This is a genomic window from Acinetobacter sp. 22301, assembly GCF_052045285.1.
Lineage (GTDB): Bacteria > Pseudomonadota > Gammaproteobacteria > Pseudomonadales > Moraxellaceae > Acinetobacter > Acinetobacter pittii.
In genome coordinates this window covers 208702-222077 of sequence record NZ_JBQEOR010000002.1, presented here as the reverse complement: position 1 = coordinate 222077, position 13376 = coordinate 208702, and the positions used below count along the sequence as shown (strand labels likewise).

At 39.7% G+C, this 13376-nt stretch carries 11 protein-coding genes and 2 tRNA genes; 5 read left to right on the top strand and 8 right to left on the bottom strand.

Annotation, left to right across the window (positions count from 1 at the left end):
* Window positions 1-14: 14 nt before the first annotated feature.
* Window positions 15-632, bottom strand: a complete 618-nt coding sequence (gene hisH, locus ACTJJH_RS05280) for an imidazole glycerol phosphate synthase subunit HisH (RefSeq protein WP_017400520.1) — start codon at window positions 630-632, stop codon at window positions 15-17.
* The gene (gene hisB / locus ACTJJH_RS05275; RefSeq protein WP_002116767.1) at window positions 632-1225 is read right to left on the bottom strand and encodes an imidazoleglycerol-phosphate dehydratase HisB; all 594 of its coding nucleotides are present in this window, start codon (window positions 1223-1225) and stop codon (window positions 632-634) included. The genes hisH and hisB overlap by 1 nt, the downstream gene beginning before the upstream one ends.
* 102 nt (window positions 1226-1327) lie before the next feature.
* On the opposite strand from hisB, the gene ACTJJH_RS05270 reads away from it, so the two are divergent.
* The 3 genes from ACTJJH_RS05270 to ACTJJH_RS05260 all read left to right on the top strand — a co-directional run bounded on the left by ACTJJH_RS05270 (window position 1328) and on the right by ACTJJH_RS05260 (window position 2095).
* Complete coding sequence (locus ACTJJH_RS05270; protein ID WP_002116928.1) at window positions 1328-1711, top strand: GNAT family N-acetyltransferase; 384 nt, start codon at window positions 1328-1330, stop codon at window positions 1709-1711.
* A 106-nt stretch (window positions 1712-1817) separates the two neighbouring features.
* A tRNA-Phe gene (locus ACTJJH_RS05265) sits at window positions 1818-1893 on the top strand.
* Window positions 1894-2019: 126 nt separating this feature from the next.
* Window positions 2020-2095: transfer RNA gene (locus ACTJJH_RS05260), tRNA-Phe, on the top strand.
* A 169-nt stretch (window positions 2096-2264) separates the two neighbouring features.
* Here the strand turns inward: ACTJJH_RS05260 and ACTJJH_RS05255 are convergent.
* The 5 genes from ACTJJH_RS05255 to ompR all read right to left on the bottom strand — a co-directional run bounded on the left by ACTJJH_RS05255 (window position 2265) and on the right by ompR (window position 6772).
* Complete coding sequence (locus tag ACTJJH_RS05255; RefSeq protein ID WP_002116887.1) at window positions 2265-2696, bottom strand: GNAT family acetyltransferase; 432 nt, start codon at window positions 2694-2696, stop codon at window positions 2265-2267.
* A 130-nt stretch (window positions 2697-2826) separates the two neighbouring features.
* On the bottom strand, window positions 2827-4341 hold the full coding sequence (locus ACTJJH_RS05250; protein WP_002116671.1) for an acetyl-CoA hydrolase/transferase family protein: 1515 nt from the start codon (window positions 4339-4341) through the stop codon (window positions 2827-2829).
* Window positions 4342-4376: 35 nt separating this feature from the next.
* Window positions 4377-4499 (bottom strand): hypothetical protein, encoded by a 123-nt coding sequence (locus ACTJJH_RS05245; protein WP_206260557.1) that lies wholly within the window; start codon window positions 4497-4499, stop codon window positions 4377-4379.
* A 33-nt stretch (window positions 4500-4532) separates the two neighbouring features.
* Window positions 4533-5990, bottom strand: a complete 1458-nt coding sequence (locus ACTJJH_RS05240; RefSeq protein WP_002117035.1) for an ATP-binding protein — start codon at window positions 5988-5990, stop codon at window positions 4533-4535.
* Between the two features lie 17 nt (window positions 5991-6007).
* Window positions 6008-6772, bottom strand: a complete 765-nt coding sequence (gene ompR, locus ACTJJH_RS05235) for an osmolarity response regulator transcription factor OmpR (RefSeq protein WP_000060753.1) — start codon at window positions 6770-6772, stop codon at window positions 6008-6010.
* Window positions 6773-7429: 657 nt separating this feature from the next.
* Between ompR and ACTJJH_RS05230 the strand changes: the two genes are divergently transcribed.
* Window positions 7430-9778 carry a Tex family protein gene (locus ACTJJH_RS05230; protein ID WP_002116875.1) on the top strand — a complete coding sequence of 783 codons (2349 nt, stop codon included), beginning with the start codon at window positions 7430-7432 and terminating at the stop codon, window positions 9776-9778.
* 298 nt (window positions 9779-10076) lie between these two features.
* Window positions 10077-12263: a SulP family inorganic anion transporter gene (locus tag ACTJJH_RS05225; RefSeq protein WP_033848943.1), complete on the top strand. Its 2187-nt coding sequence runs from the start codon at window positions 10077-10079 to the stop codon at window positions 12261-12263.
* Window positions 12264-12332: 69 nt separating this feature from the next.
* On the opposite strand, the gene ACTJJH_RS05220 is transcribed toward ACTJJH_RS05225, so the two are convergent.
* Entirely contained in the window at window positions 12333-13223 is an 891-nt protein-coding gene (locus ACTJJH_RS05220) for an SDR family NAD(P)-dependent oxidoreductase (RefSeq protein ID WP_002116932.1), read from the bottom strand.
* Between the last annotated feature and the right edge of the window lie 153 nt (window positions 13224-13376).

Here is a 13376-nt window from a genome sequence, read left to right as displayed (position 1 = left end):
AGTTTTAAATCAGATTAAATATTCCATTCCACAAAGTTTTTAAGTAACTGCAAACCAGCAGTATGACTTTTCTCTGGGTGGAATTGAGTCGCGAATAAATTATCTTTGTGAATGGCTGTGCAGAAGTTCACACCATACTCGCAAGTTGCAGCCACAACGCTTTCATCTTTTGTTTCGACATAGTAACTATGTACAAAGTAGAAGCGAGCATCTTGTTCGATGTTGTTCCACATTGGATGGCTTGGGTCCATTTGGTGAACTTGGTTCCAGCCCATGTGTGGTACTTTTAAACCTTCCATTTGAGGGAAATGTTTTACTACGCCGTCAAAAATACCTAATGCGTCTACACCGCCATTTTCTTCAGAACTTTGTAGCAATGCTTGCATACCTACACAAATCGCAAGAACAGGTTTATTAAAAGCAGCTTTACGTACAACTTCATCAATACCTGCTTCACGCATACCTTGCATACAGTCACGCATTGCACCAACGCCTGGAAAAACAATTTTGTCGGCTTGTGCAATTAATTTTGGATCATTGGTCACATCGACTGTAGCGCCCACATGCTCAAGTGCTTTAGCTGCTGAGTGTAGATTGCCCATGCCATAATCAAGTAACGCGATACGTGTCATTAGAGGCTACCTTTTGTCGATGCAATCGTGTTTTCTGCACGTGGATCAACTTCACATGCCATACGTAAAGCACGAGCAAGTGCTTTAAAAACACTTTCGATTTGATGGTGGCTATTTTTACCTTTTAAGTTATCGATATGTAAGGTCATAAGCGCATGGTTTACGAAACCTTGGAAAAACTCAGAAAATAAATCGACATCAAAGGTACCGATGCGTGCACGGGTAAATGGAATATCCATGAATAAACCCGGACGACCAGATAAATCGACAACAACGCGAGATAAAGCTTCATCTAATGGTGCATAAAAATGACCATAGCGTTTTAAACCTTTTTTATCGCCTAAAGCTTGTGCAAAAGCTTGTCCAAGCGTGATACCACAGTCTTCTACGGTGTGGTGATCATCAATCTCGAGGTCTCCGTCACAATGAATATCGATATCAAATAAGCCATGTCGCTTGATTTGATCAATCATATGGTCTAAAAATGGAACTCCAGTGTTTAGTGTGCCTTGACCAGTACCGTCGAGATTTAAACGAACTCGAATTTTGGTTTCATTGGTATTTCTAACCACTTCACTGATACGTTGCGTCATGGACACGTTCCTCAAAAAACGTCAAAAATGATTGGATGTTAACGACAATTTCGCTGTGACGAATTCGTGACAGCATCATAGTTTGCTCAGGAGGGTTAATCAATGCCTATTACCGTACATGCTTATAGTTCTCTAGATAATTCAGAGATCCGCGATCAGCTTGAGCGACTGTATGATACAAGTCCGGAGTTTGGTGACGGGCACGATGCGATTGAACAACTTGAACAAGATTTACAACAGTATACCACGCTATACACTGCCGAATTTAACACCAAAATTATAGGTGCAATTTGGTCTTCAGGACAAGGCGAAAGCAAGGTTCTTGAATATATTGTTGTGCACCCTGCGAACCGTGGTCGTGGGGTAGCTGAGCGCTTAGTCGAAGAAGCTTGCCGCATAGAAGAGTCAAAAGGTGTTAAAACTTTTGAACCAGGCTGTGGCGCGATTCATCGCTGTTTGGCTCACATTGGTAAACTACATCACTAAAAGCTTCTATTATTTTGTGGTTGTGATTTAAAAATAATCACTTGTTACAAAAAACACGGAAGTTGCTTGACGTCTTCTTATAAACATTGTTTAATACGCCCACTTCGGCGTGATAGCTCAGTAGGTAGAGCAACGGATTGAAAATCCGTGTGTCCCCAGTTCGATCCTGGGTCTCGCCACCATTATTTGTGTTTTCAATCCCTGATCCCATCAGGGATTTTTTTTAAGTATAAAAAATACTCATTTAAATCAGAAACTCAGGATAATTGTTGACTATTGTTCTGAGATACGGCTTAATACAGGCCATCGGCGTGATAGCTCAGTAGGTAGAGCAACGGATTGAAAATCCGTGTGTCCCCAGTTCGATCCTGGGTCTCGCCACCATATTCGAAAAAGCCCCATACATAATGTATGGGGCTTTTTTCATGCCTGTTTATTTAATAAAAATATTAAGACCTTACCTGTGTATAAATCTCATTTTATCCACAAGCAAACAGGTTTATCCCCAATATTGCCTTAACTTTCTAAAAATGGCTCAACTGAAAACTTGTCTCTAATCGTGAGAACTATCACGAATAAGTCGTTTTCCTAAGCACACTGCTTCTACCTCGTCATAGCCAAGCTGTTCGTAAAAATTCAATACATTCAAATTGTCTTTACGAACTAATAATTGAAGTTTTGGGCAGCCACGAGCGATGAGGCGCTTCTCAAGCTGCTGAACGAGCGCTGTAGCGATTCCTAAGCGTTGTTGGTGGGGGTGAACAGCCAAATAGTTAATCCAGCCTCTATGGCCGTCGTAGCCGCCCATAAGCGTACCAATCAGTTGCTCATCTTTAATAGCAACCAAAAACAAATCATCCTGTTGCGAGACTTTTCTGAAAATATCGGTTTCAGGATTATTCCAAGGGCGGGTCAGTCCACAGCTTTCCCATAAAATAACGACATCATCCAGATCTGCATTTGTAAATTGACGAATAATAAACATATGGATTTCTACTTTTTGTTTTGATGTGCTGAAAAGATAAAATAAAAATTCGGGCTTGAGCAGTTTTTTATTAATAATTTAAACAAATAAAAAAGCACCCCCGAAGGAGTGCTTGAATTAAACCAGTGATTTAAGCTGATTTTGCAACTGGTGCTGCTTGAAGCATTTGACCTGTTTCTTCGAAGTTTGCATGCCAAGACAATGCTTCACGAAGTAAGTGAGGGGTATGTCCGCCTTTAGCACATGCACGGTCAAAGTAGTCATTTAATGCATCACGATAAAGTGGGTGTACACAATTATCGATAATAGCGCGAGCGCGTTCACGAGGCGCTAAACCGCGTAAGTCAGCTAAACCTTGCTCTGTCACTAAAATATCAACATCGTGTTCACTGTGGTCAACGTGGCTCACCATTGGCACGATAGAAGAGATATCGCCGCCTTTAGCAATTGATTTGGTCACAAAGATCGCTAAGTGAGCGTTACGAGCGAAGTCACCTGAACCACCGATACCGTTCATCATTTTGGTACCACACACGTGAGTTGAGTTCACGTTACCGTAAATATCAAACTCAAGCGCAGTGTTAATGCCGATAATTCCTAAACGACGAACCAATTCAGGATGGTTAGAAATTTCTTGTGGACGAAGCACTAATTTGTCTTTGTAAGCTTCGATATTACCAAAAACTTTTTCACCACATTTTGCAGAAAGGGTAATTGAGCTACCAGAAGCAAATTTCATTTTGCCTGCATCAATGAGTTCAAAAGTACAGTCTTGTAGTACTTCTGAGTACATGATGAGGTCTTCAAAATCAGAATCTTTTAAACCTGTTAGTACAGCGTTGGCAATAGAGCCAATCCCTGCTTGTAATGGACCAAGGTTTTTCGGTAAACGACCTTCTGCAACTTCTTTATTAAAGAAAGCAATTAGATGGTTTGCAATGCCTTGAGTCTCATCATCTGGAGGAGTTACTGTTGATGGTGAGTCATGTGTATCGTTAAATACAATACCTACAATTTTTGCAGGATCAATTTGGATTGCGGTTGTACCAATACGCTCATCCACTTTTGTTAATGGAATTGGAGTACGTGTTGGGCGATAAGTCGGAATATAGATGTCGTGCAAACCTTCAAAGCTTTCGCTTAAAGAGGTATTGATTTCAACAATAACTTTTTCGGCAAAAATAGCAAAGCTTGCAGAGTTACCTACAGAAGTTGTTGGAATAATGCCGCCATCTTCAGTAATCGCAATTGCTTCAATCACCGCAACGTCTGGACGTTTAAGTTGCTGGTTACGCATTTGCTCAACAGTTTCTGATAAATGTTGATCAATAAACATAACTTCGCCGTTGTTAATCGCACGACGTAAAGTGTTGTCTACCTGAAATGGCATACGACGAGATAAAACACCTGCTTCCGTGAGTTGTTTGTCTAAGTCATTACCTAAGCTAGCACCCGTAATTAACGTGATTTTTAACGGATTTTTCTTTGCATGCTCTACAAGTGCTTGTGGAACAGCTTTAGCTTCACCGGCACGAGTAAAACCACTCATACCAACGGTCATTCCATTTTCGATGAATTGCGCAGCTTGTTCAGCACTGATGACCTTGTCATGAAGAGAAGCTAGGCGAATACGACTTAAAGACATTGGACATCCTCAATATTGTCAAAACATACGGGATTTTAGCTATGAAAAATTGAAAAGTGCATAGGTGTTAGGCTAAGGTCTAATTTTATAAATAAATGGCGGTATAAATTATATTTATGGTTTTTATTTAATTGATTTTTATTGCTTTTATTTATCATTAAAACAACGCTTTTAATTACTGATTGATCAAATTAAAAGCGCTCACTTAATGTTTGTTTTATTTTTTCCAAAGGATTCGTCGTGGTATTTTCTTCGGTACTCGGTTTTGGGATTGGTAAAGAAATAATAACTTCTAGACCACCTTGTTCACGATTATGAATTTGAATCTCACCATGATGAATATCGACAATACGTTTAACAATAGCCAGCCCAAGACCACTACCTTGAATGGTTCTTGCTGAGTCACCGCGAACAAAAGGTTGCATTAACTCTTCAATTTGATCTGCCGGAATGCCTTCACCATGATCAGCAACGGTAATTAAAATAGATTCATTTTCAACTTTTGCACTGAGCTCTATCGGTTCAGCACCATAGCGTTTTGCATTATTAATCAAGTTGGCAATAAGTCTTTTTAAAGAAAGACTACGTGCCGGAATAATAGGTACATCCTGCATCTCGAATTGAATATCGAGAGGTTTAAATTGCACAACAAGTTCTTGCAAAAGCATGTTGATATTGGTGTCTTTCAACTCCTCATCTGAACCATCGCGCATGTATGAAATGAACTGATTAAGAATTGCATCCATATCATCTACGTCATAAACCAAACCTTCACGCAAAAACTCATCAGGCAGCATCTCTGCTGTTAAACGTATGCGTGTAAGAGGGGTGCGTAAATCATGTGAAATACCTGCCAACATAATACGTCGTTCACGCTCAGTCTGATCGAGTGTATAGACCATACGATTAAAGGCTTGGTTTACTTGACGAATTTCTAATGGACCGTGATTGGTATCAAGGTACGGCGCTGTTCCAGATTTACTGTATTCATTGGCAGCATTTTGCAAACGACGCAGAGGGCGGTTCATCTGTCGAACCAAAATTAAAATAATGATAGCCGACAGTAATGGAACACCCACGACCCAACCCACTAAAAGTTCAGGACTGTAGTTGGCATAGGTTTTTAAAGGCTCGCGAACCCAGTTGCCATGCATTTCAGGAGTTTGAATCCAAATGCGTGGGCTCGGTTTAAATTGAAAGTAAACGGTAACGTCTTTAGTCCCAATCTCATTTGCCAGCTTTTTTTCGACATGATTGGTAAAAAACTCGGCAATGACCTTTTCTCGGACACTTGGATATTCTTTGGGGTTGGTAACGTATTCAATACCGACTCGATTACGCAACCACGCATCAATATCTACTTCATTTTCACGATGAAAAATTCGTATATCAGGATTATTGACGAGCTCAAGCTCGACCGCAAGATAACGGGCGTGCTGTTGAATTTCAGGTAAATAAAGAGTGCGCCAAAAGAACCATAACGACATAAATAAGCTAAAGAACACCACCAGCAGTACCAGAATAGTGGTACGCATGGCAGCAGAACGTGGCTTTATTTTGTCGAGAAAACGTTCCCATCGAGTCCGTTTACGCTCTGAGTAGGTCACGTAATCGGTAAAGTTCTGTGGGGCGATTGGTTCTAAACTCACTCTATCTTATCTCAAGCTTATTCAGCACCATCTGGAACGAACACATAGCCGACACCCCATACAGTTTGGATGTAACGTGCACGTGCAGGGTTATCTTCAATTAAACGACGTAAACGAGAAACTTGAACGTCAATTGAACGTTCCATTGCACCCCATTCACGGCCACGCGCTAAGTTCATCAATTTATCGCGTGTTAATGGTTCACGTGGATGTTGTACCAATGCTTTTAATACAGCAAATTCGCCAGTTGTTAAGGTAACGATTTGTCCTTCACGTGTCAGCGTACGAGTTGATAAGTCTAGAGACCATGGTCCAAAGCTTACAACTTCAACTTGTTGGCTTGGCGCGCCTGGAACTTCACGAACTTGACGACGTAATACTGCACGGATACGTGCTAAAAGCTCATTTGGATTAAATGGCTTTGGCAAGTAGTCATCTGCACCAGCTTCAAGACCGGCAATACGGTCTGAATCGCTACCACGTGCTGTTAACATGATGATTGGCGTATCAATATTTGATTGGCGTAAACGACGGCAAATACTTAAACCATCTTCAACCGGTAACATAAAGTCGAGTACGATAAGTGAAAATAACTCACGTTGTAATAAACGGTCCATTTGCGAAGCATCGTGGGCAGTTTTTACAACAAAGCCTTTATCTTCCAAAAAACGTTGCAAGAGGGTACGTAAACGCACATCGTCATCGACCACTAAAATACGTTCGACACGATCCGTTTCGTTGTGTACGGTTTCAGGATGTTCAGCAGGTACAACTAAACTCATGATGTACTCCCTTTTAAAGTCATAATTTATATATTATTGGGTCGGATAGGCTTATTGCCAACAAGCCCTCAGTATAATGCCGATGTTCTTGTTTAGACTATGTATCAATTTGCTCAAAATTACAATTTTCAAGGTGGTTTGAAACCAAAAAACAACATCTTAAGCCCATAATTTAGCAAAGACCGCCCTAAAACAACAAATAGTTAAATTTTCAATAATTTTCGAATAACTCAATGGTAATAACTAATTGTTTCAAATCAGTTATTTGAAATAAATATAATAGACTTTTGATTGCTGAATAAGATAAAAAAACTGAGTAGATAAGAAATTAGAAGAATAAAGTAGTGCTCAACCTCAATGTTTTTATCTTTTGGGCTATGTATCAATATGATCATTTTCTCATAAATTATATTAATTTTTTGTCATGTTCATGACATAAGTCATACGTTTATATTTTTTAAAGATTAAAAGGTAGGGTTCAGTCTTAACTTTTTTATACTTAAATCACTGTTTTTGCGTGCTCTAGTAGTCGTAAAAAGTATAAATATTCAGAGTCAATACAAAAAAACGTTTTGAATACGCAAACAAGTGTGGATTTTATGGGCTTGGTCTTTATAATCAGTGCTTTTAAACTTTATCCTTGTGGGATCAAACACGATGACTGACTTAGTTCAGCAGTTGGCAAGTGAGCTTGCCGTACGTCCAAACCAAGTAGAAGCTGCCATCCGCTTAATTGACGAAGGTGCCAGTGTTCCATTCATTGCCCGTTACCGTAAAGAAGTAACACAAGGTTTAGATGATACGCAGTTACGCCAATTAGATACTCGTTTAGCGTATTTACGTGATTTATATGAGCGCCGTGAAAAGGTCATTCAGTCATTGCAAGAACAGAATAAGTTGAATGATGACTTGTTGGCGCGGGTGAATGCAGCCGAAACAAAAAATGCTTTAGAAGAAATTTATGCACCGTATCGTCCTAAGCGTACAAGTAAGTCTTTTAAAGCAAAAGAAGCAGGTTTAGGACCGATTGCTGAAAAAATTATTGCAGAACAAGTTGACCCGACAGAAGCATTGGCTGGTTTTAGTCATGAAGACTATCCAGATGTTGAAAGTCAGTTAGATGCGATCCAGCATATTCTGATTGATGACTGGGCACAAAATATTGCACTTACTACAGAATTAAAAGCAACTTTTGCAAAAACTGCGGTTTTAAAAAGTACTGTTGCTTCTGAAGAAAAGAAAGAAGTCGGTAAAAAATTCCGTGATTACTTTGAATTTTCTGAAGGTTTAAACAAATTACCTTCACACCGTCTATTGGCGATGTTACGTGGGCGTCAAGAAAACGTATTAGGTTTAAAAGTTGATGGTGAAGATGATGCACCATTAGCGCGTATTGAAACTGAATACAACCTTGAGCAAATTCAACCTCAAGCACGTCAAGATTTCTTAAAACAAACTGCAAAATTATTCTGGTTGGGTAAAGTTCGTCCTCAAATCGAGCATTCATTGCTAACAGAGAAACGACTTACTGCCGAAGCAGAAGCAATGCAGGTATTCGCTGAAAATCTTCGTCATTTATTATTATCAGCGCCAGCAGGTGGTCGAACTACTTTAGGTGTTGACCCTGGTATTCGTACTGGTGTGAAACTTGCAGTAGTAAGCGATGCAGGTGATGTACTTGCTCATAGCACGATTTATCCATTCGCGCCTAAAGAAGATAAAGAAGGTTCTATTGCTGAACTTGCGCGTCTATGCCGTGAATATAATGTAGAGCTTATTGCTATTGGTAATGGTACAGCTAGCCGTGAAACAGAAGCTGTAGTGGCTGAAATGATGGCTGCTAATACAGACCTCAAATTAACACGCGTGACTGTAAGTGAAGCGGGTGCATCTGTTTACTCTGCAAGTGAGCTTGCTGCTGCAGAACTTCCAGAGCTTGATGTTTCAATTCGTGGTGCAGTGTCGATTGCTCGCCGTTTACAAGATCCACTTGCTGAACTTGTTAAGATTGATCCGAAATCAATTGGTGTAGGTCAATATCAACACGACGTAAATCAAACTGGTTTAGCAAAAACTCTTGACGCGGTAGTTGAAGACTGTGTGAACGCTGTTGGTGTTGATGTAAATACGGCGTCACCAGCAATCTTGGCTTATATTGCAGGTTTAAACAAAGCAATTGCTCAGCAAATTGTTGAATATCGCAAAGAGCATGGTCGTTTTGATAACCGTCAAGCTTTGAAAAGCGTACCACGTTTAGGCGAGCGTACTTTTGAGCAAGCAGCTGGTTTCTTACGTATCCAAAATGGTTCTGAACCTTTAGATGCTTCTGCTGTTCACCCTGAGAGTTATGGTCTTGTTGAGAAAATTGTTGCAGCAAAAGCGACAACTGTGAAAGACATCATTGGTAATACCGAAATCATTCGCCAAGTAAAAGCTGATGAATTTGTTGATGACAAATTTGGTTTGCCAACAGTACAAGACGTATTAGCTGAACTTGAAAAACCGGGTCGTGACCCGCGTCCAGAGTTCCGTACTGCTAAATTCCGCGAAGATATTACTGAAGTGGGCCAATTGACAGAAGGTATGCAACTTGAGGGTGTGATTACTAATGTCACAAACTTTGGTGCTTTCGTTGATATTGGTGTACATCAGGATGGTTTAGTTCATATTTCTGAATTAGCGAATGAATTCGTTTCTGATCCGCATAAAGTTGTAAAACCGGGCCAGATCGTACAAGTGCGTGTTATGCAGGTTGATGTTGAACGTAACCGCGTGAACTTAAGTATGCGTGCTGAAGGTTCTGCACCTGTAAAAGCACAGCGTCCACCACGCCGTGAGCAAAATACAGAACAGCGTTTTGAGCGTAAGCCTCAAGGTAAACGTCCTCAACCGCGTAAAGATCAAGCTGAACGCCCTCAGCGTAGCAAGCAAGAGAAACCACAAGAACAAAAGATTGGTGGTTTAGGTGCATTGTTATTACAAGCAGGAATTAAAGGTTCTAAATAAGAGTCTTTAATTGATAAAGAGGCCTCCAATTGGAGGCTTTTTTTATGGGTTAAAATATTACTTTTTTAATAATTATATAAAAGCGAAATAAGAAAAAAATAGTCGTAAAGATGAGGTGAATCTTAAGATCAACAAATCGTTGTTAAATACACAATTAAATACACAACGTTATAGCATAACTAAACTTTAATGATATTCAGTTGTTAGACATCATCAACCCAGCCTTGAAGCATTTACTCACTTTCAGGCTGTAATAGTACAACTTTGCTTATTTCTTTATATTATAAATGGTTGTTTTATGTCGGTTTTAAACCTGAAAAATAGATTTCATTTAAAAGACCTCTTGTCCGGAGTTGTCGTATTCCTCGTGGCATTACCGCTGTGTTTGGGTATTGCTTTAGCCTCAGGTGCTCCCATCATCTCAGGTATTATTGCAGGTATTGTGGGCGGCATTATTGTGGGTTTACTAAGTGGTTCTCACATTAGCGTTGCAGGCCCAGCGGCAGGGCTGACTGCTGTCATCCTTGTACAGTTAGAACAATTAGGCGGCAATTATGCCGCCTTTTTATTATGTATTATTTTTGCCGGTGTCCTACAAATTCTATTTGGATTATTTAAGTTAGGTTTTTTTGCGAACTTTATTCCAAATAATGTCATTTTAGGGTTATTAGCTGCTATTGGTGTCATCCTGATTGCCACGCAATTGCCTTATCTGTTTGGACTTTCTGATTTTTCATGGAAACAAGTTTGGACTTCAACACCAGATGCCTTCCTTCAACGTTTTGATGGAGGTGCTGCGCTTATTGGTTTACTCAGTTTATTTTTAATTTTAGCGTGGGATAGCAGTCCGCTTAAAAAACTAGCTTTACCTTCTGCTTTGATTGCGGTTGTGCTCGCAGCAGTTTTAAATTTTATTTTGGTGAGTATCGGCTCTGCATGGGCAGTGCAAATTGATAACCTCATTCAATTGCCGAATATATTACAAGCACCCGAAAAAGTATTAATTTTCCCTGATTTTAGCTATTTAGCTGAGCCTATGATTTACACAGGGGCAATTACTCTGGCTGTCGTTGCATCTTTAGAAACGTTATTGAATTTAGAGGCAGCAGATAAAATCGATCCTCAAAAACGTTCTTCTCCGCCGAACCGTGAACTTTGGGCACAAGGTACAGGGAATATCGTTTCGGGCTTAATAGGTGGCATGCCCGTCACCTCAGTGATTGTTCGTAGTTCGGTGAATGCGAATACAGGCGCGCGTAGTAAGTGCTCTACCATTATTCATGGGGTATTGTTGCTGTTAGCGGTTTTGTTCTTCGTGCCATTAATGAACATGATTCCTCTGTCTGCATTGGCTGCGATCCTTATTGTGACAGGCTTTAAGCTTACCCATCCAAAACTATTCAAACAGCTTTATCAAAAAGGTTGGAAACAGTTTTTACCTTTTATTATTACCTTAGTTGCAATTTTGCTGACAGATCTTTTAATGGGAATTTTAATTGGTCTGTTCACCAGTAGTGCTTTTATTCTCTATGGCAATTTTAATAAAGGTATTCGTGTTTATAGAGAGAAGCGTTTGCATGGCGTAGTCACGCGTATTGAACTCCCATCACAAGTGACCTTCCTTAATCGTTCTGCGCTTATTTCGGCATTGGAACATGTACATAAACATCAGCAACTCATTATTGATGCAACTCAGTGTGATTCGATTGATCCTGATATCTATCAAGTTATTCAAGATTATCAAAGTGAAACGGCTATTAAACGTCAGGTAAACCTTAAATTGGTCGGGTTCAAACAGCACTATCAAGATGTTGATGATGCGGTACTTGATATTGATATTAGTACACATGATTTACAACAAAAGCTGAGTCCACAACAGGTCGTTAACCTACTTAAAGAAGGGAACGAACGTTTTGTAAAAAATGAACGTCTACAACGAGATATTTACCGACAAATTCGTGTGACTGCAGATGAAGGGCAACATCCGATTGCAGCAGTCCTTGGGTGTATGGACTCACGTGCACCCACCGAAATGATTTTTGATGTAGGTATTGGTGATCTGTTTAGCTTACGAATTGCAGGTAATATTGCTGGGCAAAAAGTATTGGGTTCACTTGAGTTTGCTTGTCAGGCTAAAGGTTCTAAAGTCATCGTTGTTTTAGGACATACCGATTGCGGTGCAGTAACAAGTGCATGTCAATTGCGTTTAGAGCAAAAGCAAGTGTCTGATGTGAAGGAAATGCCACATATTCAATATGTACTTGGACCATTAATGCATTCGGTTGATAGCGTATATGACATTATGCAGCCACGTGAATTAGGTAATGCTTTTATTAGTCAAGTCACAGCAATGAATGTTCATTACAACATCCAGTACATTATTAATAATAGCAGCGTGCTTAAAGATATGGTTGATCGAGGTGAGATCGTAGTTGTGGGTGCAATTTACGATGTAAAAACAGGGCACGTTCAGTTTCTTGATTGATCAGTCCTTTAGTTAAAAAAAGCGCCTTAGTTAAGGCGCTTTTTTATTTGTTATGCGATTAACTCAAAATTACCAGTGTTCACCTGGGAAAATGCGTGCATAAGCTTTTTGTGCCCAGTTTAATTTCTCAGTTTTTTGTCCCTTCGCTGCATCTGAACTTGGGAATAAACGGAAACCAATCGACATAAACATATTATTGATGCCTGGCGCTACAGAATAAGTCATTGAAGCTAAGCGACCTAAGTTGGTTGCCATACGTTTCGGGCGTTTCACAATTGCATAAGCAATTAAGTCAGCAGCCTGCTCAGGTGAAAGGGTTGGAACATATTTATAAATTTTAGTTGGCGCAATCATTGGAGTACGAACCAATGGCATATAAATTGAAGTAATTGCGATTTTGTGTGCATGAACTTCGGCAGATAGACAGCGGCTAAATGCATCAAGAGCTGCTTTAGACGCGACATATGCAGAGAATCGAGTAGCGTTTGCTAAAACACCAATCGAGCTAATGTTAATAATTTGACCGTCTTTACGCTGAATCATATGCGGCAAGATATTGAGAACTAGGCGAACCGCGCCAAAATAATTTAATTGCATCGTGCGTTCAAAGTCATGAAAACGATCATAAGACTCATGTACAGCACGGCGAATAGAGCGACCTGCGTTATTAATTAAAATATCAATGTGATCCACAGTTGCTAAAATTTCTTTAGAAACTTGGTCAATCATTTCCATATCGTTGAGATCACATGGGAAAATTGATGCCTTACCGCCACGTTTTTCGATATCTGCTTTTACTTCTTCCAAAGTTTCTTGAGTACGGGCAACCAGTAAAACATGGGCACCAGCATCAGCAAGTTTGTTTGAAATCGTTAATCCGATTCCACTCGAGGCGCCTGTCACTAAAATGACTTTATCTTGTACCTTTTCCTGGAACAGAGCTTCTAATTTTTTATTCACAGCATTTTACCTAAGTAGGGGCAGGGACTATTTATTCCGGTATGTAATTTTTATTTTTTACAACCGTAGGTTCATCCAGATGAACTCATAAATATTGTCTTTATCTTAATAGATGTTTAAAAATTGTCTAGTCTGTAAATATATGAAATTTAA